Raw genomic sequence first — 24,813 nt, 5'->3', positions numbered from 1 at the left:
TCTGCGGAGGTGACGGACGATGCCTGCTCGGTTCCGACGAATTCTTCGAGGTGACCACAGCCGGTCGACTGGGCTGGGTGCCGGCGGATTCGGCCTCGGGCTGCGGGAGGCCATGTCGGGTACGGCAGACGTCGCGCCCACACTGCTCAGTCGATGCCAGAAGCGGCCAGATAGGAACGGGTGGCGTTCTACCACGTCGCCAGAGCGGCGCCGACGCGCCCGACGCGCCCGCTTGCCGCAGCTTGCGTAGGCGGGCGGTTGCGCGGCGCCGCGTGGCGGCGCCGCTCGGCGGCGCGAAGCGCCGCCCTTGATCCTATATAGCCAAATTCGGCAACAACCGCCTGACAGTGACGGCGCGGCGAGGCCAGGCCCGCACTGTACGACCTGCTTGCACGTGTCCAATCAGCCTGCGCACAGACACAGCCAGCCAGTTCGGATGGGGTTGCGCGGATGGAGCTCTCCGGAAACCGGTAGACGAGTGCTCTCAGGCCGCCTGGAGGAGGCCAAGGAGGTCGGTCTCGATCCTGGGGCCGACCGCGATCGTGTCCGCCGACGAGAGCGTGTGACGGTTGCCGGCGGAATCCGAGACCACTGCGCCGCTTTCGCGCGCGAGGAGAACGCCTGCGGCCACGTCCCAAGGCTTGTTCGACATGATGACGCATGCGTCGGTGCGACCGTCAGCAACCCACGCAAGGTCTAGCGCAGCTGAGCCGAACATGCGGATTCGCTCGACATTGGAAGCCAACGCAGCCGTCAGCGACAGTCGGTGCCGGTTCTTTTCTGCCGCGTTCTCCCCCACGGCGTAATCGCCAATGGAAACGATTGCCTGTCGAAGATTTGGAGTGCTGCTGGCGCTGACGGATTCACCATTTCTGAAGGAACCGAGACCGCGCACTGCGTGATATTCGAGATTCAGGAACGGGGCGATAATTACACCGACTGTTGGCTCACCTTCTTGCACGAGCGCAAGCGAAACCGCCGATAAGGGGACGCCATGAATGAAGTTGGATGTGCCGTCGATAGGATCGAGTACCCAAAACGCCGAACCTGCGGAGAAGCTCCGATTCTCCGATGACTCCTCTCCCAGAAAGTTCACCTCGGGAGTTTCGCGCTGTAGGTATTTCTGTACTTCGGACTGAATTCTGACATCAAGATCGGTGACATAGTCGCGATCACCTTTTGCTCGAACTCGTCCCGATGAGCCGGTGTCCAGAATATCGGCACCAAGCTCCGCCGCCTGACGTGCTGTTTCGAGAAGTTCGGACGCAGGCTGGATCATTTCAAGAGACCTCTTTCCCATTCGCCCAGAGCGACTCGAATACCTGACTGAACGTATCGAATATACCCGGCTGATCCGTTCGCCGCGAGACGAATGTAGGCGATTCAACCCCTCTCGCCGTGGGGAGATACGGTTGCGCAATACATTCCGTCTTGTTGACCACGGTGATGTTGAATCGAATCGGCTGGTCATATGTGCGGATGAGCATGAATTCGGAAGCATCTGCGCCGACTCGCGCTCGCAGCCTGGTCATTGAGCTGATATTGATTTCAGTGAGATTGCTCAGGAGTCCGGGATTATGACCCTCTTCCTTCTCCCGTTCGCGAATATAGTTTCCCGCCGGATCGAGGAAGAGGCAGCGAAATAAGCAGCGCGATTTCAGCAACTTTTCTATTTCGCGGTCGGAATACTGCTGGCACAGCAGATTCAACGAAAGACCGGCCATATCGATCGAGGTGGCATTTTTGAATATCTCTCGCGGTGGCATTGCTTCTACGAATTCCGCCCTGGTCGGAAACACAGCCTCCACGTCAGCAAACTGACGGCGTGGAGCAGCCTCCGGCCAGAGGAAGGATTCCGGCTCGTTCACAAGAGCCGCGATGGCGAAGCGGTGCTTGGGATACGGCATCCGCCCCTTGGTGATCCACCGCTCGACGGTCTTCGCGTCGACCTTTATCTCCGCGGCGACCGAGTGCGGGGTGAGCCCGCTACGCAGCAATGCCTCTCGGAGGCGTTCGTTTGGCATCAGCTCAACTCACTTCCGGACCAGATAGGGACAACTGGGGACGTCTAAAGACGTCCTGGAGAGTCCTGCCACGCGGTGATGATGTCCCACCCGTATCGGCGAATCTGATTGCACACGAACCGATTCCCGAACCGGGGACAGGAGCTCCGCATGGTCCATCAATCGGCAAGCTTCGCCTCAACGGCACGAAGCCGCTTGTCAAGGTCGGCTATCTGGCGCGCCAGGCTGGAGGTATCACCTTCCGCCGGCACCGTCTCGCTCACGAAGACACCCAGCGACGGGACAGAGATGGTCCACCCTTCATCACAGAGGGCACGAATGGCCTTGCTCGCAGTCATTGGGGCAACCCCGTACTGCTCGGCGAGCGTGCGGTTGGAGGGGATCTGCTCCTTGGGTTTCAGTTCGCCTGACTTGATCTTGGCCCGAATATCGTCGGCGACCTGCTGGTATGGCGGCTTCGGAGATGAGGAAGTCATACCTTTCACGATAAACGCTGCCGATCTATGCCGCCATAGGTAGGGGTAGACAGTAGCCGTACTAGGGTGTACTATTACGGTATAGCACAGATTCAAGGGGAGGTCACAATGCAGGCTCTGAAACAAGCGGCGAATGGCATTGGCGGCGACATGGTCATGCCGGATTCCTGGATGTCGCCGCAACGGGAAATCTTGATCCGCGCCCGCCACTCGATGGGCTTGGGCCGCCAGCAGTTCGCCGATCGGTTGAACGAGGTACTCGGAGAACCGAATCCGTTCGAGGCGCGCGTGGACTGGCGAGCCATCGACGTTTGGGAAAGCGTCATGAAGCCGCCTCAGCACATTGTGGATGCGGCGTTGCTGCTGCTTCGCGGTGTGCGCGTGGTGGCCCTGGACACGGCGGAGGTGGCGGCGTGAACACCCTTGCCCCGCTGGATGACTCGATGGAGACGGCCGACGAACCGGTGTTCGTGGTGGTCGGCGATCCGGCGAAGTGGCGTCGGATGTCCGAGCAGGAGGCCGCGACGAAGGCTCGTCTGATGGGCGAAGACGCTCCGGACGAATTGCGGGAGGCTGCCGGTCTGGCACCTCGCCCGCTGCGTTCGGCTCCGGCATGGGATTACCACGCTGCGGCTGCCCGGTACGCCGCGTCGGGAGGGATGTGCTACTGATGACCGCTTCTGCGTTGGAGACGACGCCGGAAAGCCCTGTCACCGATGGTGATGGGGCTACGCCCCGTGAGACGGCAGCGGATCGGCGTGCGCGGCTGAATCTGGTGGAACTGGCCCAGGCGTCGGCGGAGAAGTTCGACGTGTGCCGTCGTCCTCTGCCGATGATCGGTTTCGACCAGGCCACCGGGGAACCGAAATACGTTGGCGCGCCGTGCAAATCGACGTTGGAGTGCGTGTGCCCGGCCTGTGCGGCCAAGGCACGGGCGCTTCGTATCCAGCAGGCCCGCGAAGGCTGGCACATCGAGGAGGAACCTGTGATCGAGAAGAATCCACCGACCCAACGGCAAACAGAACTGCTCATCGAACGCGGGCGGCTGATCGACGACTACGCCGCCGCGAAGGAGTGCGACGCGACAGAGACGATGGACGCGCTGCGCGAGGTGTTCGAAGAGATCGACGCGGAGCTCCGGGAGTCGGGCATTCGCGGGAAGCTGCCCGGCCTGGACCCGGAACCGGAGAAGGAGACGCGGAAGCGGTCGACCAGGCGGCGGCAGGCTGCCCCGGACCTGCCCCGGAAGAAGGTCCAAAAGACCACGATCGGGCGGCAGTACGCGGGCAAGTACCGGCCCTCGATGTTCATCACCCTCACCCTGCCCTCCTACGGCAAGGTGTACGGCCCGGGTCATCCGGACGCGGGTGCACCGATCGACCCCGACAACTACGACTACCGGCAGGCCGCACGAGATGCGCTGCACTTCGCGGCGTTGTTCGATCGGTTCGTCCAGAACTACCGGCGCGTGACCGGTCGGGATGTGCAGTACTTCGCGACGGTGGAGCCGCAGAAGCGGGGAGCCCCGCACATCCACATCGCGGTCCGCGGTTCCGATTCGAGAGAGGTAATCCGGCAACTGGTGGCCGCGACGTATCACCAGGTGTGGTGGCCGCACTTCGACGAACCGGTCTACACCGATCGGTTGCCGTTCTGGGACTACTCCGCCGGCCGATTCGTCGACCCGGATCGGGTGGACCCGGAGACCGGTCAGCGGGTGCCGGTGCCTACGTGGGATGAGGCGCTGGACGTCATGGACTGCGTCGATGACCTCGAACCCGCGCATGTGGTCCGGTTCGGTGCCCAGATCGACGTCAAGGGCATCCTCGGCGGCACGGAGGAGGCCGGACGCCACATCGGATATCTGACCAAGTACCTGACCAAGTCCATCGGGGACGTGATCGAGGCCCAGTCTCAGCGTGTGGCCGACCACTACGACCGCCTACACGCCGAACTGGCGATCACTCCGTGCTCGCCCTCGTGCGGGCTGTGGTTCCGCTACGGCGTGATCCCGAAGGGCGCCACCGCGAAGACGGTCCCCGGCGTGTGCAAGGGCAAAGCCCATCGTCGTGACACTCTCGGTATGCGCGGACGCCGAGTCCTGGTGTCGCGCAAATGGACCGGCAAGGACCTGGCCGACCACAAGGCGGATCGGGTGGAGTTCGTTCGGCAACGGCTCGCTGAGGCTGGTATTTCCAAGCCTCAGCTTGACCGGATGATCATCCGGCCCGTGGAACCGGGTGATCCGAACGTCCCACCACGTGAGCATCTGATCATGTCCATGATCGCGCAGAAGACCTCACGCCAGGCCGAATACCTCCGCGCTCAAATCGCGCATTCAGAACGCATGGCGGCGGAGGCGGAAAGCCAAGTGCCACAGCAGGGTTCGACCAACGACACGGCGGCATAGGGGGATTCGGAGATGAGTGCTCGATTCATGACGGTGCAGGAAGCGGCGGACGTCCTGTGCGTGTCCAAGTGGATGGTCTACCGACTGCTGTGGGACGGCCAGGTGCAATCGGTGACGGTGGGGCGGTGTCGGCGCATCGTGCGGGCATCGTTCGAGGACTACGTGGCCGGTCTGATCGACAGTGCGGCGGCAGCGTGATGGCCGAGAAGAAGCCGCGCAAACGGAATCCGAACGGCTCCGGCACGATCAGCCACCGCAAGGACGGCCGCGTCGAGCTGAAGCTGTTCGTGGATACCCCGGACGGTCGGCGCAAGCGGATCAGCGTCTACGGCCGCACCTGGGAGGAAGCGGACGCCGAACGCACACGACTGAAAGAGTTGCAGCGCAAGGGAATCCCGGTCGACGTCACGACGATGACAGTTCGGCAATACATGGATTACTGGTTGCGCGAGATAGCCGAACCGAAGATCAGGCGCACCACCTACGCGACCTACGAAGGTGACGTGCGGCTGCACATCATCCCGGGCCTGGGCCGTCACAAGCTGAAGGCTCTCGACACTCGGCACGTGCGCACGTTCCTGAAGACGTTGCGCACCAAGTGCCAGTGCTGCGCCCAAGGGAAGGATGCCAACCGCGCGAAGCCTCGGTGCTGCGCGAAGTCTCCGGCCGAGTGCTGCGGGAACGTGCTGTCGCTCAGCTCGGTTCGTCACGTTCTGCGGGTGCTGCGGGCGGCGCTACAGGATGCCGTCGAGGACGAATTGATCAGCCGGAACGTGGCCCGGTCTGTGGAGCTCCGGAGCTCCGGGGACTTCAAGGTGCGCGCGTTCTCTCGCGCTGAGGCTCAGGCGTTCCTGCGGGCCAGTGAACAGCATCGCCTCCGGGCACTGTGGGCGGTTGCCCTGGCGATGGGCCTTCGACGCGGCGAAGCACTGGGCCTGCGGTGGGACGATATCGACCTGACCGCCGGACGGCTGACCATCCGCAAATCGCTGCACCGGGTAGACGGCGAACTCCGCCTGGAGGACGTCAAGACAGAGGCATCGAACGCGCCACTCCCCCTGCCCCGGCCGCTCGTGGCGATCCTGCGGACGCATCGCAAGGCCCAGATGGAGGAGCGATTCGCGGCCGGTAGCGCCTGGCAGGAGAACGGTTTGGTGTTCACGACCAAGCTCGGCCGGCCGATCGAACCGCGGAACGCCAACCGGATGTTCCACAACCTGTGCGCCAAGGCGGGAGTTCCGCAAATCCGGGTGCATGACCTCCGCCATTCCTGCGCGACCCTGTTGTTCACGCAGGGAGTGGAGGCGGCGACCGTGCAGCGGATCCTGCGGCACTCCTCGATCACGGTCACGACCGGGATCTATCTGGAGGTGATCGAGTCGGTGAAGCGCGATGCACTGGATTCGATGGGATCGCTGTTCGAACAGCCCGAAGACGGCAACGCGGTATGAGTTGTCGTCAGAAGTGTCGTCAGAACGGACAAAAGGCCCAGCAAATGCCGGGCCTTCTACCTGGTGGAGCTAAGGGGACTCGAACCCCTGACCCCCACACTGCCAGTGTGGTGCGCTACCAGCTGCGCCATAGCCCCAGGTTTTCGCACCTCGGAGGTGTTCCCCGCGTGCTTGAAAGAAGTTACACCACCTGGACTCGGCGTACCAAATCGCCTGCATACAGGGGTGGTGGAACACACGTTCGAACGATAGACTCGAACACATGTTCGATGGCAGAGAGCTTCAGGCGATGAGCGACGAGGGGCTGGTCGATGCGCTGCGACGGGCACATGGGGCGGCGGCATTCGCACAGGCGGCGGAGGTGCGGGCGGTGCGCGAGTTGTATCGGCGGCATCGCGCCGGCAACGCCGCGCCCGGACCGGGCGGGGTGCGGGCGGGAGAGTTCGCCGCCGCGGAGGTCTCGATGGCGGTACAGATATCCGAGCAGGTCGCTGCCGCGCTGATCGATATCGGGCTGGCGCTGGACACCTTGCCGCATACCCGGGATGCGTTCGGATCGGGCCGCATCGATCTGTCGCGGGTGCAGGTGATCGTCGACAACGTCCGCGGACTGTCCAGCGATCTACTCGCCGATGTGGAAGTTCCGCTGGTCGAGGCCGCGGCACGAACCACACCGGCCCGGCTGCGGCAGACCGCACGTCGCTGGTTGAGCCGGCTGGACGGCCCCGGTGAGCAGCGCCGGCGGGAACAGCGCGAGGACTGCCGCGATATCCGCCTGACCGCGGTCCAGGACGGCGCGGCGGTCGTGGCGGGGCTCCTGCCCGCGGACGGGGCCCAAACGGTCGCGATGCGACTGCGGGACATGGCATACGAGGTCTGCCCCGAGGACCCGCGCACCATGCCGCAACGCCGCGCCGACGCACTCGTCGCCCTCGCCGAGGGCGCGGAGCGACTCGACTGCGCCTGCGGACGAGGAAAGCGCTGCACCGCAACAGGTTCCGAGCGATCCGCATCGGATTCCCGACGCAGGTCCGGGCGAGCCCGGACTCGCCGCCCGCTGATCCAGGTCGGTGTCAGCGCGGAAGCCCTGGGCGGGGAGAGCGAGGAGCCCGCCTATCTGGCGGGCTACGGGCCGATCGACGCGGAACTTGCGCGGCGGATCGTAGAACGGGGTGAATCGGTCACCATCGCCGAATCCACCCTCCGAATCGACGGACTGTGCGCATTCCCGGGCTGCGTAATGCCCGCGGTGGCAACCGATGTGCCCGTGCCGGAGGGGAGCACAGGCACTAGCGATGTGGATCGGTCCGGCGATACAGTCCACGGCTCGAGACATCGGCGTGGCGCCCCCGGACGGTTCACGTTATGTCCCCATCATTCCCGCTTGGCGCTGCTCACCGTGCAGCACAAGACTCGCTGGGAGGTGCGGCGGCTCGACGCGGATCGGCTGCGGTGGACGAGCCCGACCGGGGATGTGCACACCACGGTCGACGAGATAGGCCGTTATCTGTTTCCGCACCGGGATTCCGAAACGCCCGTCGTCGGTCCGGGTCCGGTCACCACATCCGTTGCGGCAGCGCCGGTTTCGACGCTCGACCCGGGCTACCCGATCGGAGAGCACGCTCTGGTGCATCGACGACTCGCGGAGGGCACTCCGGAGGACTGTCTCCTGTCCGGTGAAAGTTACCACCGCTGAACAACTTTCGTTCCACTACTACTACTGCCCACCCAGTGATCGGAGGACACCGCGAACACCATGACTTGCCAGGATCGTCCACCCGCGCCGACCGTTATTGACGCCGGTGTGGAACGGGAACGGATCGCCGCGCTCGAGAAGTTGCGGCTCCGGCTGGAATCCGAACTCGACCGGACGGCCGCGGGCGCCGGATATGCCGCCATGGCGGGACAATTGCGTGACACCGTGAACGCGATCGCGGACGCCCGCAATCGCATCTACGAGGTGCTGCTCGGCGACGACGAAATCTGTTGAACGCCGGCTCTACGACTCCGGCCCGGGCGGTTGGGGATACCGTCCGGGCCGGGACCTCGACCAGCGCGACATCGCCGCGCGACTGCGATCAGCTCACGAGCTTGGTGACCCAATCCGAATTTTCCACATCGACATTCTTGCCGCCGTCGAGCACGGTGGGTGTCTGCACCTGACCGACCGCATCCTTCAATGCCGCCAGCGACGACTGGGCGTGGTTGCGCGCGGAATCCACCCGGTCGCCCTTGGCGATACAGGACTGCACCTCCGCCGACGCACCGGAATCCTTGGCGATCGCGGCCAATTCATCGTTGGTCAGATTGCCGCCGTCCTCACTGGGCTGCTTCGTGGTGAACAGCGCCATGTGGAACTTCGAAAACACCGGTCCGTCACCGGCATCGGCCACACACTCGCTCGCGGCCACCGCGCGGGTCGAATAGTCCTTACTGCTGGACTTGGGATCCAGGAAGTTCACGAACCGATAGCGCACCGCGAGCTTTCCCTGGTCGATCGCTTTGGCGATCTGCTGTCCGTAGTAATGCTCGAGCGCCCCGCAGGACGGGCACATCGGATCCTCGAACATATCGATGGTCTTCGCGGCCGAGGTCTTACCGAGCACGATCGCGCCGTCGGAATCCAGTAGTGCCTGGACCGCCGGATCGTGCGCGGCGCCGTAACCGTCCTCCTGCACCGTCAGACCATGGTCGCTGTTCCAGCGCACGACGAGCACCACGATCACCGCGACCACGACCAGAGCCACCGCACCCAGTGCGTAGGTGGCGCGGTTCGACATCGGTCGCGGGGTGTATTTCGAATCCGAGGAATTCACGGCGTCCACTCTGCCAAAACCGGTCCGTCGCCGGAATCCGGCCGTCCGATTTCCCGGCGACCGGATTTCACCCGCCTACGCCCGCGGTTCCTCCGCCTCGCCCGCGGGCACGCCGACCAGCCCGTAGAGGACCAGGTTCTCGAGCGACCGGGCGAAACCCTCCGTATCGTCGATATCCCGGATACACATGGCGAACAGTGCGGCACCGGCGATCATGTCCAGCACCGTGTCGGAGTCGATTCCGCCGCGCACGGCCCCGGAATCGAGATACCGCGCGAGTTCGCGCCGGGTCGGCGTGTCCAGTCGTGCCGAAAGTTTCTGGTACAGACCGGAATCCGCTCGCATCTCGGTCATCAACCCGGGCATCGCCTCGCGCGCGGGCCGGGCCCCGAAGAGGTGAATCGTGCCCCGGATAACCGTGCGGATCTCCTCGATCAGATCGCTCGCCTCGTCCTCGCCGCCCACATCCGGAAAGACCGCTCGCGCGATCAGATGCGCCTTCGACGGCCAGCGCCGGTAGATGGCGGGCCGGCTCACCCCGGCCCGGGTGGCGATCGCATCGATCGAGACGGCGGCATAGCCGCGTTCCACCAGCAGCTCGCGGGCGGCCTCGAGGACCGCTCGATCCACCTCCGGATCGCGATGCGGACCGAGTCGATGGCGAGCGTTCACGACACAACCGTCCTTGTCAGCGCGAGCATCAGTCGTTACAGTCTGTCACATCTGAGTCGTTACATTCTGTAACTGCTGAATCCGAGGAGAAGTCGTGTCCACTACCGGCCAGCCGATCGCCACCGCGGATACCTACCGGCCACTCCCCCTGCTCGAGGGCAAGGTCGTCGTGCTGTCGGGTGTCGGCCCGGGCCTGGGCCGCGCGCTGGGCGCCGAGGCCGCCCGGATGGGCGCGGATCTGGTGCTGGTCAGCCGCACCGAACGCCGGCTGGAAAAGATGGCCGAGGTGGTGCGGTCCCACGGCCGCAAGGCACTGGTGGTGCCTACCGACATCACCGACGAGGAGCAGCGGCGCGCGCTGGTGGACCGCGCCCTCGCCGAATTCGGCCGGGTGGACTGCCTGATCAACAACGCCTTCGCGATCCCGCCGATGGAACCGATCACCGGCATCGAACTGGACGCCTTGCGGACCGCGAACGAGACCAATGTCTTCGCGCCACTGCGGCTTTCGACGCTGTTCGCCGATGCGCTGGCCGCGACACGCGGCTCGATCATCATGCTCAATTCCTGTGTGAGCTTCGATTCCGAGCCGATCTACGCCGGCTACAAGCTATCGAAAGGCACACTCGCTCATTTGGCCTCGTCGCTGGCGACCGAATTGGGCCCACGCGGCATCCGGGTCAACAGTGTCGCGCCCTCCTACATCTACGAGGACGTGAACAAGGCCTACTTCGACTGGCTCGCCGCCCAGGACGGCGTCACCCACGAGGAGATCTACCGGCGCAAGGCCGAGCCGACCGACCTCAAACGCCTCGCCTCCCCCGAAGAGGTGGCCCGCGCCGCCCTGTTCCTGGCCACCGACCTCGCCTCCGCCGTGACGGGCCAGATTCTCACCGTCGACTGCGGCGAATACCACAACTGAAATACTCACGGCTGCAAGGAGTTCCGGTGACCGACGCGAAGAAGCGAATCGTCCTCTGGGGTACCGGTGTGGTGGGCTCCATGGTGCTCGCCGAGATCATCCGCCATCCGCTCTTCGAACTCGTGGGCGTCGGCGTCAGCAACCCGGACAAGGTCGGGCGCGACGCCGGACTGCTGTGCGGGGGTGGTGAAACCGGTATCCGCGCCACGGATTCGGTGGAGGAACTGATCGCGCTGCGCCCGGATGCGGTGGTGCATTACGGGCCGACCGCACAGTTCGCCGACGAGAACATCCGGGTCATCGGATCGTTCCTGCGGGCGGGAATCGACGTGTGCTCCACCGCGATGACGCCGTGGGTGTGGCCGGATATGGCGCAGACCCCCGCCGCCTGGCGCGATCCGATCACCGAGGCCTGCGCGGCGGGGGGCGCGTCCTGCTTCACCACCGGTATCGATCCCGGCTTCGCCAACGACCTGTTCCCGATGACTCTGCTGGGCCTGTGTGGCGAGGTGGAGTCGGTACGCGCCTCGGAGCTGCTCGACTACACCGCCTACGAAGGCGATTACGAGGTCGAGATGGGCATCGGGCGGCCGCCGGAATTCCAGGCCATGCTGGAGATCCCCGATCTGCTGATCATGGCCTGGGGCGCCACCGTGCCGATGATCGCGACCGCCGTGGGCATCGAACTCGACGCCGTCACCACCACCTGGGAGAAATGGGTGACGCCCGTGGATCGCCCGTCCGCGAAGGGCGTCGTCGCGGCCGGCAACGTCGCCGCCATCCGGTTCACCATCAACGGCGTCTACCACGGCCGCGAGGTCATCACCCTCGAACACGTCAACCGTATCGGCACCGACGCGGCTCCCGACTGGCCCGCCGGTACGAAGGACGATGTGTATCGGGTCGACATCATCGGCTCGCCGTCCATTTCTCAGGAGACGTCCTTCCGGTTCACCGACGGATCCGGGCGCACGCCCGCCGTGGCGGGATGTCTCGCCACCGGAATGCGGGCCCTGAATGCCGTCCCCGCGGTCAACGCCCTGCCACCCGGATGGGTGACGCCGCTCGACCTGCCCCTCGTTCCGGGCTTCGGCACGATCCGCTGATCTAACGAAAGACGTTCTTCCTCAGCGCTTTTCACAGAGAAGAGCCGAATTCACGCCGGAGGCCGCGTGGCCGCCGGTGCGAGTTCGGCGCCGATACAACACAATTCTCACTTCGTCGGCTGGCCCTTCGGGACGAACGGCTCGTTGACGGTGGTGAAGTACTGGACCACCGAGGCGACGGCCACCGGGGCCGCGACCAGCAAGGCGCCGGCGAAGGCCCTTGGCGATCCAGGTGTCGAGGACCCGGTTCACCGGCCCCAGGTAATCGTGGTCCGGGCCGTCCGCGGTGTCGGCGGAAGGGGCACAGGTGTCGGCGTAACCGGTGGTGCCGTGCGCCCAGCTGAGCACCGGCCAGCCGTCCTTCGGCGGCGCTCCCGCGGGCACCGCGACAGTGCCCGACACCACGATCGGCTGCCCGTGCGCATCGTCGGAGATAGGACCGCGCGGCCGAGTGACGGAAATCAGTCGACGGCCGCGGTGACCGGATGCCGCCGCAGCGGCTCTCGCACCACCGTCCATCCGGCCGCGGCCACCACCAGCAGCGCACCGGTCACCGCGAGCGCGAATCCGAACGATGCCCGCTGTGCCAGCCACCCGATAGCGATCGGTCCCACCACGGTGCCCAGATCGGCGGCCATCTGAAATCCGGCCAGCACCGGGCCGCCGCGCGCCCGCGGGCCGATCACATCGGCGACGGCGGCCTGCTGCGCGGGTGTGTACATTCCCGAGCCCAGACCGGCCACGAACGAGGCCCCCAGCAGCCACACCAGATTCGGCGCGAGCCCCAGCGCGATCGTGCCCGTCGCGCACACGAGGGTGCCGGCGATCAGGAAGGGTCGGCGCCCCCACCGATCCGACATCCGGCCGGAGGCGAACAGCACCGCGGCGTTTCCCGCGGCGAAAACCGTCAACGCCACCCCGGCGACTCCCGGCGATTCGCCGAGCACCTCCACCACCAGCAGCGGAACCAGCGCCATCCGCACGCCGAACACCGCCGCGCCGTTGGCGAAATTGGACCACAGCACCGCGCGGTACACCGGATCCGCCAGTGCGCGGCCGAAACTCACCACCGGCATCGGCTCCGCGCCCACCGGTTCGGCCAGCTGCGATCCGCGCAGCTTCCAGAACACCACCGCACTCGCCGCCAGCAGGGCTACCGCGTAGATCGCGAACGGGGCGCGCAATCCCAGCCCGCTCAGCGCACCGCCGAGCAGCGGACCGGCCAGCGAGCCGATCAGGAAACTGGTGGACCACAACCCCGAGACCCGCCCGCGTTCGCCGGGCGGCGACAACCGGATGACCAGCCCCAGCGAGGACACCGTGAACATGGTGGATCCGATTCCACCCAGCGAACGCAGCACGATCAGCTGCCAATAGGTCTGCGCCAGCGCGCACGCGCCGGTGGACAGGGCCACGATCAGCAGACCCGTCAGATACAGCGCGCGCTCACCGAATCGCTGGACCAGCCGCCCGCTCACCGGCGCGAACAGCAGGCGCATCAGCGCGAAACTGCTCACGATCGCCGAGGCGGCCGCGACGCCGACGCCGAAGCTGCGCGCGAACTGCGGCAATGCCGGTGCGACCAGCCCGAATCCGAGGGCGATGATGAATGCCGCGCCGATCAGCACCCAGGTCTCGGCGGGCAGCCGGGAACCGGCACCGTAACTATCGCTCACCACATTTCCGCGAATCAGTCGACCGCGGGCTCCTCGATGCCGAGTGCCCGTCCGACCACTTCCTCCGCCGCCGCCTGCACCTGAGCCAGGTGTTCGGGGCCCTCGAAGGATTCGGCGTAGATCTTGTACTTGTCCTCGGTGCCCGACGGGCGAGCCGCGAACCACGCGTTCTCGGTGGTCACCTTCACCCCGCCCAGCGCCGCGCCGTTGCCCCGGGCGCGGGTCTGCACCGACAGCACCGATTCCCCCGCGATTTCGGTGGTGGCGATGTCGTCCGGCGTCAGCGCGGCCAGCCGCCGCTTCTGCTCGGCATTCACGACGGCATCGATGCGCGCGTAAGCCGGTGTGCCGTAACGCTTTTCGAGTTCGGCGTAGCGCGCCGACGGACTCTGGCCGGTGACCGCGGTGATCTCGGCGGCCAGCAGTGCCAGCAGGATGCCGTCCTTGTCCGTGGTCCACACCGTGCCGTCGTGGCGCAGGAACGAGGCTCCGGCGCTCTCCTCGCCACCGAAAGCCAGGGAACCACTGAACAATCCGGGGACGAACCACTTGAAGCCGACCGGAACCTCGTGGGTCTGCCGGCCCAGCACGCCCACCACCCGATCGATCATCGAGGAGGTCACCGCGGTCTTGCCGATCTTGGTCAGCGCGTCCCACCCCATCCGGTTCGCGACCAGATATTCGATCGCCACCGCCAGGAAGTGGTTCGGATTCATCAATCCCGCATCGGGTGTCACGATGCCGTGCCGGTCGGCGTCGGCGTCGTTGCCGGTGGAGATGTCGTAGTCGTCGCGGATCGCCACCAGCGAGGCCATCGCATAGCGCGAGGACGGATCCATCCGGATCTTCCCGTCGCTGTCGAGGGTCATGAACCGCCAGGTCGGGTCGACGAACGGATTGACCACCTCGAGTTCGAGGTCGTAGCGCTGACCGATCTCCTCCCAGTAGTCGACGCTCGCCCCGCCCATCGGATCCGCGCCCAGCCGGATACCGGCGCCGCGCACGGCGTCCAGATTCAACACGTTCGGCAGATCGGCGATGTACTGATCGAGGTAGTCGTAGCGCTGCACACCGGTGGCCAGCGCGTGCTGCAGCGTGGTGCGTTTGATCCCGGCCAGCCCGCCGCGGAGCAGTTCGTTGGCGCGGTCGGCGATGGCGTCGGTCGCGACGGTGTCGGCCGGGCCGCCGTGCGGCGGGTTGTATTTGAAACCGCCGTCGCGGGGCGGATTGTGCGAGGGCGTGACCACGATGCCGTCGGCCTGATGGCGGGTGCCGCCCCGATTGTGGCGCAGCACAGCGTGACTGAGCGCCGGAGTGGGCGTGTAGCGCCCGCGGCTGTCGATCACGGCGGTCACGTCGTTGGCGGCCAGCACCTCCAGCGCGGTGGTCCACGCCGGTTCCGAGAGCGCGTGGGTGTCGCGAGCCAGATATACCGGGCCGGTGATGCCGCGGGTGGCGCGATACTCGACGATCGCCTGTGTGATGGCGAGGATATGCGCCTCGTTGAACGCACAATCGAGACTCGAACCGCGGTGTCCGGAGGTACCGAATGCCACCTGCTGCGCGGGTTCGGCAGGATCGGGGATGCGGCTGTAGTACGCCGTCACCAGATGCGGCAGATCCTCGAGATCGCCGGCCCGCGCCGGTCGGCCGGCTCGATCGTGGGCCATGCTCGGGCCTCCCTTCCTCGGCACCTGCGCCCGGCTCGTCATCACAATCACGGCGACACCCCGCCCGACTGCCACACCTGGACCGCGGACAGGGTCACGGTCCCGGATTCGAAGAGTTCGGCGTTGGCCACCACGAAATCGCGCAGCAGCTGCGAATCGTCGATGATCATCACCATCACGGGCAGGTTCTCGGCGAGATCCAGCATGCGGGTGGTGTGGATGCGCGAGGAGACACCGTAGCCCTCCATACCGCGCCAGACACTGGCCCCGGCCAGGCCGCTGTCGCGAGCCCGCCGCACGATCTCGTGATAGCGGGGCCGATGCTTGTAGTGGTCGTCCTCACCCAGCAGCACCGTCAAGCGGGCCGCGGACCGCCAGCGTGGATCCGGCTGCCACGCATCGGCTTCGGTGACGATCTGCATCGCGGACTCGTCCGGTGCTTCACTCATCGCCAACCCCCTGTCGTCGTGCCGTACCAGTTGTCCGTTCTGCCGCGCCGCGCGCTGTCACCACCGTCCGCCCGTCCATCCGAGCGGCGGACCCGCCACACCCGATCCGTGCAGTCTAGAACGTCGTCCGATCGGGCGGAGCAGCGGTCGCATATGCCACAGAGAGCTGTCCAGACTAACGGATTCGCTTGCGACGAGCAAAAACTCGTGCGCAGGACGCTCGCCCCCTCCGGCGTGTCCATCACCGTGGCGCCGGTCCGCGAACCCACCTGGTGCACCTCCCTGCCCGACAGAATGTGTGGAGCCATGCTAACTGTCAGCGACCGAGCCGCGGCCCGCATCCGGGTCGCGCGGGCTCGCCGCACCGGCTGTGCGGCCCCGACCGGCCGCGGTCCGGGCGACGGATTCGCCCTGCCCTGTTCGGCTCCTGCCCGCCGGCCTGCGGGCCGCACAGGGCTCGATGCCACCCACCCCGAACCGCTTCACCAGCACCGCCCTGTCGCTAGCCATCGGTTTGCTCGCGGCGCCACGGAGAGTAACAACCGAATTCGCACCGGTCCCTGCCCGGATGGACGCCGGCGCATCGCGGTCCCGTCCACGACGGCAGCCGCCGAACGACGTTCGGGCGCGTCCCTCGTATCGCCGCCGGCCGAACCTGGAACTCAGGCCACGAGGGCGGTGCGGCTCGTCGACGCGCCGCCGGCCCGGCCCACTTCGGTCGCGCCCACCACCACCGGCGGCCGGGGCGAGCAGCGCGGCGGCGGCGGATACGAACCACGCGAAAACCACGACATCGCGGTATTCCGTGCCGCTGTCGGCTTCGCGTTCGGCGAACCGTTCACGGGGTTCGCACCTGACGCCTCGCCCGCGCCCCGCGCTGCCACCCGCACCACCACCGGCACCCGCACCACCACCACCGGCATCGGCATCGGCATCGGCATCGGCATCGGCATCGGCATCGACCGATACATGACAATGCCCCGGACTCCACGAGTCCGGGGCACCGTCCCTATTCGATTGTCCCGCAGCGTCCTACGCGGCCGCAGGTGCCGAACTCAGTGCGCCAGCACCGGCTCGCCCTCGGCCGGGGCCGGTGCGGTGCTGGGCATCAGCACCGCCGCGAGGACCGCGCCGACCACGAAAATCGCTGTCGCCCACCAGAAGCTGGTGGTGTAGCTCTTGATCAGCGATTCGGCGACCGCGAGCTGGCTGGGCTGGCGGCCCGACAGGTAGTTCGCCGCCGCCGAGGACGCGATGGTGCTCAGCAACGCGGTACCGATCGAACCACCGACCTGCTGGCTGGTGTTCACCATCGCCGATGCCACACCGGCATCCTCGTGGTGCACACCGGCGGTCGAGCCCTGGAAGGCGGTCGACATGGCGCCACCGAGACCCAGGCCCAGCAGAATCAGCGCCGGGAGGATGTGCGAGGCGTAGCCGGTGTCCAGTCCGATGCGGGTCAGCCACGCCATCCCGGCGGCCGCGACCAGGAAGCCGGCGGCCACGGTGATCTTCGGTCCGATCTTGGGCAGCAGCAGCGAGGGCACGGTGGTCGAGGAGGCGATCATCGCCGCGATCATCGGCAGGAACGCGACGCCGGTCATGATCGGCGAGTACTTCAGCGTCAGCTGCATGTAGTAGGTCAGGAACAGGAAGATCGCGAACATCCCGATACCCATGACGAAGACCGTCATGTAGGAACCGGCCCGGGTGCGGTCGAGCAGGATCCGCAGCGGCAGCAGCGGATGCTCGACCCGGGTCTGGAGCCACGCGAACACACCCAGCAGCACCGTGCCGCCGATGAGGAAGGCCAGGGTGAGCCCGTTGGACCAGCCGTGCGATTCCGCGTGCGAGAAGCCGTAGACGATGCCGAACAGGGCGGCACTGACCGTGACCGTGCCCGGGATGTCGAGCTTGGGCCGGTGCTCGGCGGTGTGCTTGGCCAGCAGCAGCACGGCGCCGACCAGCGCGACGGCGGCGAAGATCAGGTTGACGTACATCACCCAGCGCCACGAGGCCCATTCGGTGAGCGCGCCACCGAGCAGCAGGCCGAGCGCGCCACCGGTACCGGCGACGGCGCCGAAGATGCCGAAGGCCTTGGCCCGCTCCGACGGTTCGGTGAAGGTCACCGTCAGCAGCGACAGCGCGGCGGGCGCGAGCAGTGCGCCGAACACGCCCTGGGCGACGCGAGCCACGACGAGCATTTCGAATCCGTTGGCCGCGCCACCGACCGCGGAGGCGACCGCGAAGCCGACCAATCCGATGATGAAGGTCGTACGCCTGCCGAACAGGTCGCTCAGCCGGCCACCCAGCAGCAGCAGGCTGCCGAAGGCGAGGGCATAACCGGTGACCACCCACTGGCGGTCGGCATTGGAGAAGCCGAGGTCCAACTGCGCCTCGGGAAGTGCGATATTCACCACGGTCGCGTCCAGCACGACCATCAGCTGGGCGACGCCGAGTACGGCGAGCACCCACCAGCGCATTGCGTGCGAGCCACGGCGGCCCGCGGAGCCGGAGGACTGCCTCGACGGCAGGTCCGACCGGCTCTTTTCGAGATCGATCGCGGAAGTCATGGGTCCCCTTGTCCGACGACGGTTGTGATGGAGTTGAAGTGGAGGAGTCATCTCCGCTTACATGGAAAGCTATCACGATAACGGAGAGAGCGCCTCCGGTTAATCCCCGAACTTGGTAATATCGGGGTGTGAATCACGCCACGGCCGCTCCCGCTCCCCGGCGCCTGCGCGCCGATGCCGCCCGCAACCACGCGCGCATCCTCAGAGCGGCCAGAGAGCTGTTCGCCGATCGCGGCCTGGAGGTGACCCTCGACGATGTGGCCGAAGCCGCCGGTGTCGGCGTGGGGACGGTGTACCGGCGGTTCGCGAACAAGCAGGAGCTGATCGGCGAGGTCTTCGACCAGACCGTCAACGATATGGCCGAGGCGACCGAGGCCGCCTACGCCGATCCCGACACCTGGCACGGGCTGACCCGGCTGTTCGAGTGGAGCTGCGAACACATGGCCAGCAACCGCGGCTTCGGCGAGGTGATGCTGGAGCTGCCCGACGCCATGGAGCGCTTCGTCTCGGTCCGCGAGCGAATCAAGCCGATGGTCACCCGCCTGTTCGACAAGGCCGTCGCCGAGGGCGTGCTGCGACCCGGGATCGCCGCCTCGGACTTCTTCGCGATGATCAACATGGTCGAGGCGATCGCCAGCTTCGCCAAGCCGGTGAACCCCGACGTGTGGCGGCGTTACATGAGCATCGTCCTGGACGGTGTGCGCGGCGACTGCATTCCGCGGCAGCCCCTGACGGTTCCACCCCTGAACGACGACGACGTCGACAACGCGAAGGAAGCCGTATTCGCCTGCCGCAGAAAGTAATTCCTGACCGGCACCGTGCACCCGCCAACGTTACCGAGCGAACCGTCCGCAACGTAAGTACTCCCGGCGCACTCGTGGCCGTGTGATCGGACACGTTCGCGCTCGAACGAGGGCTGGCGCACAGTTCGGCCATGTTCTAAAGTTGGACGCATGACCAATTCGTGGGTGAACTGGGCCGGCGATCAACGGTGCGCGCCGGCCACGTACGCCGCTCCGCGCACACGCGACGACGTCGCCGAACTGCTGACCCGGGCCGAGCGCGCGGGCCATACCGTGCGCGTGGCCGGAGCCGGGCATTCGTTCACCGACACCGTGCTCACCGACGGCACTCTGCTGCAGCTTTCGGGACTGAACCGGATTCTGCAGGTCGACCGCACCACCGGCCTGGTCCGGGTGGAGGCGGGCGCGACCCTGAACGCGCTGAGCACCGCCCTGCACCCGCTCGGTCTCGCCTTCCCCAACCTCGGCGACATCGATGTGCAGTCGATCGCCGGGGCGACCGCGACCGCGACCCACGGCACCGGCGCGGCGCTGCAGAACATCTCCGCCGCACTCCACTCGGTGGAACTGATGCTCGCCGACGGCAGTGTGGTCGAACTCGACGAGCGCGGCGACCCCGACGGCTGGCGCGCGGCACGAGTGAATCTCGGCGCCCTCGGTGTGGTGACCGCGGTGACGCTGCAACTGGTGCCGTCGTTCGTCCTGGAGGGCATCGAGCGGCCCGTCCCGGTCGAGGAGGTGCTGACCGAACTCGACGAATTCGTCGACGGCAACGAGCATTTCGAGTTCTACATGTTCGCGCACAGCCCGCTGGCGATGACCAAGCGCAACAACCGCGTCCCACTGGCCGAACAACCGCGCGCCAAGGCCGTGGACTGGTTCGCCGACATCCTGATGTCCAACCACACCTTCGATGCGCTGTGCCGACTCGCGCGCCGGCAGCCGAATCTGATTCCGTGGATCCACCGGGGCGCCGCCTACGCCGGAAGCTACCGCCGCCAGATCGACCGCTCCTACCGAGTCTTCGCCTCCCCCAGGCTGTTTCGCTTCACCGAGATGGAATACGCCATCCCGCGCGAATATGCCGTCGACGCCATTCGCGAGATCAAAGCCGTTGGGCAGCAATTCGATTCGCCGATGCCGACCGAGGTGCGGTTCGTGGCTCCCGACGACGCGTTCCTGTCCCCCGCGGGGGGCCGCGACACGTGCTACATCGCCGTACACCAGTACCGAGGTATGGACTACGAACCGTATTTCCGTGCCTGCGAAGCGATTTTCGATCGCTACCACGGCCGTCCGCACTGGGGTAAGCGACACTTCCAGACCGCGGAAACACTGCGCGGGCGCTATCCGGACTGGGATCGGTTCCAGGACGTGCGACGGCGGCTGGACCCGAAGGGGCGCTTCGCCAACGCCTATGTCGAGCGGGTTCTCGGGCCCCTCGACTGAACGGCCGCTATCTCGCCCGTGCGGTGCGGCCGCGATCGGCGAGCCGCAACTCCAGCGACACCGGTACGGTATCCACCTCCAGCGCCTGCTGCAGCCGGCTCACCGCCTCGGAGAGAATGCGCCGGCGCAGCGCGGTCAGATCCGCATCGGGTTCCGCCGTGACCACCAGGTGCAGGTGCGGTGCGCGGCCCGGCCCCGACAGCCTGGCCTGCGCCGACCGCACCTCCGGGTAGGACTCGATATCGGTCGCCACCGGGGCGGCCGCGACATTCGAATCCATCAGCGTCTCACCGGTATTGCCGACCGTGCCGATATGCCAGCGCATCCGCGCCGGCAGCCGGGCGAACTGCGCCGCCAGCCACCGCAACGCCGCCAGGCCCACGACCACCGCGCCCGCCACCACCGCCACGAACACCCACTGCGACGGCTCGGCGGTCCCGGGCACCAGCGGCGCATCCCGATCGACCCAGTGCAGCACGCCCGCGTACGCGAGGATGGCATAGACGCCGGCGAGGATCAGCGCCAGCCCGATGAGCGCGAGCAACGCCCGATTGAGCCGCGCCGGACGATTGGCCGAACTCGAACTCACAACACCTCCCGTAATCTGCGGGACACCCGCACCCGGTCGGTGTCGCGAGCCGCTGCGCGATTGTCGCTCACAACACCTCCTGTGACTTGCGGGACACCCGCACCCGGTCGGTGTCCCGAGCCGCTGCGCGATTGTCGCTCACAACACCTCCTTGCGGACATGCACTCGCTTGTCCACCCGCCCCGGCTGCTGGGCCGCGCGCAGACGGGTGCTGACCGGCGGGACGGATTTGGGGCCGATGCGGGCGAGCCGGTCGCCGACCGTCGCGTTGACCGTCTGCTCCAGATCGGCGTGGTCCGGGTGGACGGCGCGGCCGGTGACTCGAATGTTCTTGTGGCTCCGGCGGACTCGTGCCGCTTCGAGTCCCGCGACCGAACTCGCCGCATCGTTGAGGGCGCCGTCGAGACTGCGCCGGGTGATGCCCGCGTCCATCCCCTCCTCGGCGTCCAGCGCCTCCACCACGCGGCGCCCGGGCAGCAACGCCGCGAGCACCAGCACCGCACCGAGCAGCGCCAGCCCGATGCCGACACCGAGGACCCAGTAGCTGTGCCAGGTCGTGTCGTGCAGGTGCACCGCGATGCTGTGGTAGGACACCAACTCCTTCGTGTTGCCGAGGTTTTGGATCAGCGACACCGCCACGAGGACCGCGATCACCAGCAACGCCACCGCGACCAGCACGGCCGGGGTGATGCGCCGGGGCCTGCGGTTCATCGCAGGCCCCCGGCGTGTTCGATCGTGTTGACCAGTTCGGAGACCTCGATGTCCACCCGCGGAACCACCAGTCCGGACAGTTCGTGGGTGCGCTGCATCAGGTGCTCGCGGCACGCCTCGGTGACCACCGCGACCGGCATCGGATAATCGACCGGCAGTCGTACCCGCAGCACGGCGGTATCGGCCGTCACGCGTGCGGACACCTCGGGGCCGGCGGCGACACCGTCGACCTCACGCGCTGCCCGGGCCGCCAAGCGCCGCACCGCGCGCTCGGACACGGTGGTGCGCCCCCGGAACTCGGCCGCGGAGAGCAGCGGTGCCGCCGCCGTCTCCGCGGCGGCGCTCATTTCCGGCCCCGATCCTGCGCCGAGCGGATCAGACCGGACAGGTCGACATGGCCGTCGAGCCAGCGGCCGATCACCAGTCCCAGCGCGCCGAAGATCAGCACCACCGCGAAGGCCCCGAATCCGCCGAACGCCGCGGCGAATCCGAGGGACAGACCGAAGATCAGGCAGATCGTGGTGGCGTTCATATCACTGCACCCGTTCGCGGACCGGCGGCTGATCTTCGTCCTCTTCGATGAAGACGTCGTTGACGTTGATGTTCACCTCGACCACCTCGAGACCGGTCATCTGCTCGATCGCGGTGATGACATTGCGGCGCACCGCGCGCGCCAGTTCGGCGATGGAGACGCCGTATTCGACGACGATCTCCAGATCCACCGCCGCCTGTGTCTCGCCGACCTCGACCGAAACCCCTTGTCCCACACTGGCCGACGCACCGGGGATGCGATCGCGGAAGGCACCGAACGCGCGTGCCGCGCCACCGCCGAGGTCGTGCACCCCGCGCACCTCGCGGGTCGCCAATCCGGCGATCTTCTGGACGACGACATCGGCGATGCTGGTGGTGCCCTGTTCGCTGACCAGCGCGCTGCTGGTCCGGGCGGGGGCTTTGGCAGCCGCTCCGCCTTGGCTAGGACCGGCGCCGGTGTCCTTACCCGTATCGGCCCTGGCGTTCTCCGCGCCCTTACCGGCTGTCGTGCTGGTCATGATTACCTCCAGTTCAGTTCCCTTGCGGTACAGCGGATACGAACCTGCACTGATACGACCCCGCCGACGGCGAAATGTCACGGGCGAGACCGATGATCTAGGTAACCGCGGTGTCGAAGACGTCCGCGTCCAAATCGGTGACCACGATGCGCAGCCGCGCACCGGCCCACCGGGTGGCGGCCAGCAGCTCACCCACGGCCGCCGCGAGTTTGTCCAGCAGCGGTGGCAGCGGCAGCGCCGAGGCCGTCACCCGGATCTCGATGATCTCCGGGCTCACGTCCACCGCCGAGCGCGGCCCCAGCCGCGGCACCCAATCGGCGAGGGCGACGCCCGGCGGGACGGCCGGATGCAGTCCCGCCACCGATTCGATGGCGGTGACGATCTCGCCGGCCAGTTCGTCCTCGCTCACGGCCGTCACGACGCATCCGGTTGAATGTCCAGAATCGCCACCGACACCGCGTCGACGACCATCCCGGTTTGCTGCGCGACCATCCGGACCACCTCCTGCTGTATCGCCTGCCCGACCTCGCCGACGTGGCATCCGCCCGTCACCGACAGGTCGACCTGCACCTTCAGCCAGCCACCGCTGTGACGGACGCGCACGCCCGCGCCGGGTGCGATGTCCTGGCTGCTCCACCACTGCCGCCCCGTCCGGGCGAGGTGGCCGAGCAGACCGAGGACACCGGGCTCGAGCCGCGCCACCCCGGGAACCGAGGTCGCGGCCCGAGCCGCTACTGCAGCGATTACCGCATCGGAGGCGATATATTCCGCTTTCTCCGCGAATCCCGCGCTCACGACTCCTCCTGGTAGACATCCACCACGGTGATGTCGAGCCGGTCGAGCGCCAGACCGGCGCGGGCCGTGGCCGCCGCGCGTACCCGTTCGCGAACCTGCGGAACGACGCGTTCCACGGCGGTGTCGCCGTGCCGGACCGAGATCGACAGCGCCACCGTGATCGCGTGGCCGCCGTCGGCATCGGGTCCGTGGTCGTCGATGCGGCAGCTGCGAGCGCGCACGCCCGCCACGGTATCGGCGGCATAGCGCAGCACCGCCGCGATCGCCTGCTCGCTGACCTCGACCGAGCCCGGATTGGGGGTCGCCAGGCTCACCATCCGGCCGCGCCGGACCTCCGCCCGCACCGCGGACATGATCCGGTCGAACATCGCGGGCGGCGGTGGGTCGGGCTCGTCGACGAGTTCACGGGTGGCGGCGCGCAGCGTGAGCAGGCTCTCGCGCGCGGCCGCGCAGTGCGGGCAGTCCGATTCGTGTTCGTCGGCCAGCCCCGCCTCCACGGCGTCGAGGCGGTCCCAGACCTGTTCGACGCTGCGCCCGCAGGGCAGCGTGTAGTCGCTTTCGGTCAACTCCGTCAGCGCCACGGCTTCATCACCTCCGCCAATTGCGCCCGGGCTCGGGCGATCCGCCCCCGAACCGCGGTGGTGTTGGTGCCGACGACCTCGGCAATCTCCTCGTAGGAGCGGCCGTGCACCTCCCGCAGCAGCCAGCAGGCGCGCTGTTCGGGTGTCAGCCGCTGCAGCGCCGCGGTGAGCGCGGCCATCTGGCTGTGCACCTGTGCCGCGTGTTCGGGCTGGGTCGCACGCTGTGGCGATTCGGTGGAATCGGGATCCACGTCGGTGCGGTCCGGCCGGGACCGGATGACGTTGAGGCAGCGATTGGTGGTCATCCGGTACAACCACCCCGAGAAGGCGCTGTCGTCCTGCAGTTGAGCCAGGCGGCGCCAGGCGGTCAGGAAAACCTCCTGGATGACGTCCTCCGCCTCGGACCGATCGGCCAGCATCCGTGCCGCCAACCGGAACATCGCTCCCTGATAGCGCAGCACCAGTTGCTCGTAAGCCCGGACATCGCCGTCACGTGCCCGCCCGGTCAGGGTGGCGTCGTCCAGCGCTGCCTCGGGTGCCGCTGCCGCCTCGGTCACACAGCACCTCCTCCGCTGCTCGAATCGATAGACA

The 24,813-nt window shown here is 67.0% G+C and carries 30 protein-coding genes and 1 tRNA gene; 11 read left to right on the top strand and 20 right to left on the bottom strand.

Features of this window, described 5'->3' with window-relative positions; genetic code table 11:
- Positions 1–484 precede the first annotated feature (484 nt).
- The 3 genes from IG65_RS0115220 to IG65_RS0115210 form a co-directional block, all read right to left on the bottom strand.
- Positions 485–1,276: an inositol monophosphatase family protein gene (locus IG65_RS0115220; RefSeq protein ID WP_051756188.1), complete on the bottom strand. Its 792-nt coding sequence runs from the start codon at positions 1,274–1,276 to the stop codon at positions 485–487.
- Between the two features lie 4 nt (positions 1,277–1,280).
- Entirely contained in the window at positions 1,281–2,024 is a 744-nt protein-coding gene (locus tag IG65_RS35920; RefSeq protein WP_051756078.1) for a DUF5919 domain-containing protein, read from the bottom strand.
- 158 nt (positions 2,025–2,182) lie between these two features.
- Entirely contained in the window at positions 2,183–2,500 is a 318-nt protein-coding gene (locus tag IG65_RS0115210) for a GntR family transcriptional regulator (protein WP_030515569.1), read from the bottom strand.
- A gap of 108 nt (positions 2,501–2,608) precedes the next feature.
- Between IG65_RS0115210 and IG65_RS0115205 the strand changes: the two genes are divergently transcribed.
- Genes IG65_RS0115205 through IG65_RS0115185 form a run of 5 tightly spaced genes read left to right on the top strand, consistent with a single transcriptional unit; the run spans position 2,609 to position 6,361 of the window.
- Positions 2,609–2,917 carry a hypothetical protein gene (locus IG65_RS0115205; RefSeq protein WP_030515568.1) on the top strand — a complete coding sequence of 103 codons (309 nt, stop codon included), beginning with the start codon at positions 2,609–2,611 and terminating at the stop codon, positions 2,915–2,917.
- On the top strand, positions 2,914–3,171 hold the full coding sequence (locus tag IG65_RS0115200) for a hypothetical protein (RefSeq protein WP_030515567.1): 258 nt from the start codon (positions 2,914–2,916) through the stop codon (positions 3,169–3,171). The genes IG65_RS0115205 and IG65_RS0115200 overlap by 4 nt, the downstream gene beginning before the upstream one ends.
- Positions 3,171–4,910 (top strand): helitron helicase-like domain-containing protein, encoded by a 1,740-nt coding sequence (locus tag IG65_RS0115195; protein ID WP_231509217.1) that lies wholly within the window; start codon positions 3,171–3,173, stop codon positions 4,908–4,910. Before IG65_RS0115200 ends, IG65_RS0115195 begins: the two co-directional genes overlap by 1 nt.
- A 12-nt stretch (positions 4,911–4,922) precedes the next feature.
- Positions 4,923–5,108, top strand: coding sequence for an excisionase family DNA-binding protein (locus IG65_RS36900; protein WP_081879498.1), 186 nt, complete (start codon positions 4,923–4,925; stop codon positions 5,106–5,108).
- Complete coding sequence (locus tag IG65_RS0115185; RefSeq protein ID WP_030515565.1) at positions 5,108–6,361, top strand: site-specific integrase; 1,254 nt, start codon at positions 5,108–5,110, stop codon at positions 6,359–6,361. Before IG65_RS36900 ends, IG65_RS0115185 begins: the two co-directional genes overlap by 1 nt.
- Positions 6,362–6,422: 61 nt before the next feature.
- Here IG65_RS0115185 and IG65_RS0115180 read toward each other — a convergent pair.
- A tRNA-Ala gene (locus IG65_RS0115180) sits at positions 6,423–6,498 on the bottom strand.
- Between the two features lie 125 nt (positions 6,499–6,623).
- Here IG65_RS0115180 and IG65_RS0115175 point away from each other — a divergent pair.
- The gene (locus tag IG65_RS0115175; RefSeq protein WP_081879497.1) at positions 6,624–8,057 is read left to right on the top strand and encodes a DUF222 domain-containing protein; all 1,434 of its coding nucleotides are present in this window, start codon (positions 6,624–6,626) and stop codon (positions 8,055–8,057) included.
- A 108-nt stretch (positions 8,058–8,165) separates the two neighbouring features.
- Positions 8,166–8,351: a hypothetical protein gene (locus IG65_RS0115170; RefSeq protein WP_030515563.1), complete on the top strand. Its 186-nt coding sequence runs from the start codon at positions 8,166–8,168 to the stop codon at positions 8,349–8,351.
- Between the two features lie 88 nt (positions 8,352–8,439).
- Here the strand turns inward: IG65_RS0115170 and IG65_RS0115165 are convergent, their stop codons facing one another.
- Positions 8,440–9,177: a thioredoxin domain-containing protein gene (locus IG65_RS0115165; protein ID WP_030515562.1), complete on the bottom strand. Its 738-nt coding sequence runs from the start codon at positions 9,175–9,177 to the stop codon at positions 8,440–8,442.
- Positions 9,178–9,252: 75 nt separating this feature from the next.
- Positions 9,253–9,849 carry a TetR/AcrR family transcriptional regulator gene (locus IG65_RS0115160; protein ID WP_036524562.1) on the bottom strand — a complete coding sequence of 199 codons (597 nt, stop codon included), beginning with the start codon at positions 9,847–9,849 and terminating at the stop codon, positions 9,253–9,255.
- A 94-nt stretch (positions 9,850–9,943) separates the two neighbouring features.
- Here IG65_RS0115160 and IG65_RS0115155 point away from each other — a divergent pair, with 94 nt between their 5' ends.
- Both IG65_RS0115155 and IG65_RS0115150 read left to right on the top strand, forming a co-directional pair.
- Entirely contained in the window at positions 9,944–10,771 is an 828-nt protein-coding gene (locus IG65_RS0115155) for an SDR family oxidoreductase (RefSeq protein ID WP_231509216.1), read from the top strand.
- 80 nt (positions 10,772–10,851) lie between these two features.
- Positions 10,852–11,877 (top strand): dihydrodipicolinate reductase, encoded by a 1,026-nt coding sequence (locus IG65_RS0115150; protein WP_051756181.1) that lies wholly within the window; start codon positions 10,852–10,854, stop codon positions 11,875–11,877.
- A 461-nt stretch (positions 11,878–12,338) separates the two neighbouring features.
- Here IG65_RS0115150 and IG65_RS0115140 read toward each other — a convergent pair whose 3' ends face one another.
- The 5 genes from IG65_RS0115140 to IG65_RS0115120 form a co-directional block, all read right to left on the bottom strand.
- Positions 12,339–13,553 (bottom strand): MFS transporter, encoded by a 1,215-nt coding sequence (locus tag IG65_RS0115140; protein WP_197039845.1) that lies wholly within the window; start codon positions 13,551–13,553, stop codon positions 12,339–12,341.
- A 14-nt stretch (positions 13,554–13,567) separates the two neighbouring features.
- On the bottom strand, positions 13,568–15,223 hold the full coding sequence (gene pgm, locus IG65_RS0115135; protein ID WP_030515557.1) for a phosphoglucomutase (alpha-D-glucose-1,6-bisphosphate-dependent): 1,656 nt from the start codon (positions 15,221–15,223) through the stop codon (positions 13,568–13,570).
- Between the two features lie 47 nt (positions 15,224–15,270).
- Positions 15,271–15,672, bottom strand: coding sequence for a DUF190 domain-containing protein (locus IG65_RS0115130; RefSeq protein ID WP_081879496.1), 402 nt, complete (start codon positions 15,670–15,672; stop codon positions 15,271–15,273).
- Positions 15,673–16,334: 662 nt separating this feature from the next.
- Complete coding sequence (locus IG65_RS0115125; protein ID WP_156055631.1) at positions 16,335–16,631, bottom strand: hypothetical protein; 297 nt, start codon at positions 16,629–16,631, stop codon at positions 16,335–16,337.
- 96 nt (positions 16,632–16,727) lie between these two features.
- Positions 16,728–18,245, bottom strand: a complete 1,518-nt coding sequence (locus IG65_RS0115120) for an MFS transporter (protein WP_030515554.1) — start codon at positions 18,243–18,245, stop codon at positions 16,728–16,730.
- A gap of 128 nt (positions 18,246–18,373) precedes the next feature.
- Between IG65_RS0115120 and IG65_RS0115115 the strand changes: the two genes are divergently transcribed.
- Both IG65_RS0115115 and IG65_RS0115110 read left to right on the top strand, forming a co-directional pair.
- A complete protein-coding gene (locus IG65_RS0115115; RefSeq protein ID WP_030515553.1) occupies positions 18,374–19,048 on the top strand; it encodes a TetR/AcrR family transcriptional regulator in 675 nt (224 codons plus the stop codon).
- Between the two features lie 150 nt (positions 19,049–19,198).
- A complete protein-coding gene (locus tag IG65_RS0115110; RefSeq protein WP_030515552.1) occupies positions 19,199–20,497 on the top strand; it encodes a D-arabinono-1,4-lactone oxidase in 1,299 nt (432 codons plus the stop codon).
- A gap of 7 nt (positions 20,498–20,504) precedes the next feature.
- On the opposite strand, the gene IG65_RS0115105 is transcribed toward IG65_RS0115110, so the two are convergent.
- From IG65_RS0115105 to IG65_RS0115065, 9 genes are all read right to left on the bottom strand, one after another.
- Entirely contained in the window at positions 20,505–21,086 is a 582-nt protein-coding gene (locus tag IG65_RS0115105; RefSeq protein ID WP_030515551.1) for a hypothetical protein, read from the bottom strand.
- Positions 21,087–21,224: 138 nt separating this feature from the next.
- Entirely contained in the window at positions 21,225–21,797 is a 573-nt protein-coding gene (locus tag IG65_RS0115100; RefSeq protein WP_051756075.1) for a DUF6286 domain-containing protein, read from the bottom strand.
- A complete protein-coding gene (locus IG65_RS0115095) occupies positions 21,794–22,144 on the bottom strand; it encodes a hypothetical protein (RefSeq protein ID WP_030515549.1) in 351 nt (116 codons plus the stop codon). The genes IG65_RS0115100 and IG65_RS0115095 overlap by 4 nt, the downstream gene beginning before the upstream one ends.
- Positions 22,141–22,329, bottom strand: coding sequence for a hypothetical protein (locus tag IG65_RS0115090; protein WP_030515548.1), 189 nt, complete (start codon positions 22,327–22,329; stop codon positions 22,141–22,143). The genes IG65_RS0115095 and IG65_RS0115090 overlap by 4 nt, the downstream gene beginning before the upstream one ends.
- Position 22,330: 1 nt before the next feature.
- Positions 22,331–22,846 carry an Asp23/Gls24 family envelope stress response protein gene (locus IG65_RS0115085; protein ID WP_030515547.1) on the bottom strand — a complete coding sequence of 172 codons (516 nt, stop codon included), beginning with the start codon at positions 22,844–22,846 and terminating at the stop codon, positions 22,331–22,333.
- A gap of 97 nt (positions 22,847–22,943) precedes the next feature.
- The gene (locus tag IG65_RS0115080; RefSeq protein ID WP_051756071.1) at positions 22,944–23,264 is read right to left on the bottom strand and encodes a hypothetical protein; all 321 of its coding nucleotides are present in this window, start codon (positions 23,262–23,264) and stop codon (positions 22,944–22,946) included.
- Positions 23,261–23,641, bottom strand: a complete 381-nt coding sequence (locus IG65_RS0115075) for an Asp23/Gls24 family envelope stress response protein (protein WP_030515545.1) — start codon at positions 23,639–23,641, stop codon at positions 23,261–23,263. Before IG65_RS0115075 ends, IG65_RS0115080 begins: the two co-directional genes overlap by 4 nt.
- Complete coding sequence (locus tag IG65_RS0115070) at positions 23,638–24,222, bottom strand: anti-sigma factor (RefSeq protein ID WP_030515544.1); 585 nt, start codon at positions 24,220–24,222, stop codon at positions 23,638–23,640. The genes IG65_RS0115075 and IG65_RS0115070 overlap by 4 nt, the downstream gene beginning before the upstream one ends.
- On the bottom strand, positions 24,213–24,779 hold the full coding sequence (locus IG65_RS0115065; RefSeq protein WP_030515543.1) for an RNA polymerase sigma factor: 567 nt from the start codon (positions 24,777–24,779) through the stop codon (positions 24,213–24,215). Before IG65_RS0115065 ends, IG65_RS0115070 begins: the two co-directional genes overlap by 10 nt.
- Between the last annotated feature and the right edge of the window lie 34 nt (positions 24,780–24,813).

The organism is Nocardia sp. NRRL WC-3656 (genome assembly GCF_000720265.1).
GTDB lineage: Bacteria > Actinomycetota > Actinomycetes > Mycobacteriales > Mycobacteriaceae > Nocardia > Nocardia nova.
Note: the sequence above shows the minus strand (reverse complement) of the source record. Positions and strands in the feature narration are given on the sequence as shown.

What these genes read in the sequence shown, in the direction of transcription:
- IG65_RS0115090 (WP_030515548.1), bottom strand. Translation starts at nt 22,329, where the DNA reads ATGAACGCCACCACGATCTGCCTGATCTTCGGTCTGTCCCTCGGATTC.
- IG65_RS36900 (WP_081879498.1), top strand. Translation starts at nt 4,923, where the DNA reads ATGAGTGCTCGATTCATGACGGTGCAGGAAGCGGCGGACGTCCTGTGC.
- IG65_RS0115100 (WP_051756075.1), bottom strand. Translation starts at nt 21,797, where the DNA reads ATGAACCGCAGGCCCCGGCGCATCACCCCGGCCGTGCTGGTCGCGGTG.
- IG65_RS0115150 (WP_051756181.1), top strand. Translation starts at nt 10,852, where the DNA reads ATGGTGCTCGCCGAGATCATCCGCCATCCGCTCTTCGAACTCGTGGGC.
- IG65_RS0115195 (WP_231509217.1), top strand. Translation starts at nt 3,171, where the DNA reads ATGACCGCTTCTGCGTTGGAGACGACGCCGGAAAGCCCTGTCACCGAT.
- IG65_RS0115185 (WP_030515565.1), top strand. Translation starts at nt 5,108, where the DNA reads ATGGCCGAGAAGAAGCCGCGCAAACGGAATCCGAACGGCTCCGGCACG.
- IG65_RS0115095 (WP_030515549.1), bottom strand. Translation starts at nt 22,144, where the DNA reads ATGAGCGCCGCCGCGGAGACGGCGGCGGCACCGCTGCTCTCCGCGGCC.
- IG65_RS0115210 (WP_030515569.1), bottom strand. Translation starts at nt 2,500, where the DNA reads ATGACTTCCTCATCTCCGAAGCCGCCATACCAGCAGGTCGCCGACGAT.
- IG65_RS0115085 (WP_030515547.1), bottom strand. Translation starts at nt 22,846, where the DNA reads ATGACCAGCACGACAGCCGGTAAGGGCGCGGAGAACGCCAGGGCCGAT.
- pgm (WP_030515557.1), bottom strand. Translation starts at nt 15,223, where the DNA reads ATGGCCCACGATCGAGCCGGCCGACCGGCGCGGGCCGGCGATCTCGAG.
- IG65_RS0115125 (WP_156055631.1), bottom strand. Translation starts at nt 16,631, where the DNA reads ATGCCGATGCCGATGCCGATGCCGATGCCGATGCCGATGCCGGTGGTG.
- IG65_RS0115130 (WP_081879496.1), bottom strand. Translation starts at nt 15,672, where the DNA reads ATGAGTGAAGCACCGGACGAGTCCGCGATGCAGATCGTCACCGAAGCC.
- IG65_RS0115175 (WP_081879497.1), top strand. Translation starts at nt 6,624, where the DNA reads ATGTTCGATGGCAGAGAGCTTCAGGCGATGAGCGACGAGGGGCTGGTC.
- IG65_RS0115205 (WP_030515568.1), top strand. Translation starts at nt 2,609, where the DNA reads ATGCAGGCTCTGAAACAAGCGGCGAATGGCATTGGCGGCGACATGGTC.
- IG65_RS35920 (WP_051756078.1), bottom strand. Translation starts at nt 2,024, where the DNA reads ATGCCAAACGAACGCCTCCGAGAGGCATTGCTGCGTAGCGGGCTCACC.
- IG65_RS0115110 (WP_030515552.1), top strand. Translation starts at nt 19,199, where the DNA reads ATGACCAATTCGTGGGTGAACTGGGCCGGCGATCAACGGTGCGCGCCG.
- IG65_RS0115120 (WP_030515554.1), bottom strand. Translation starts at nt 18,245, where the DNA reads ATGACTTCCGCGATCGATCTCGAAAAGAGCCGGTCGGACCTGCCGTCG.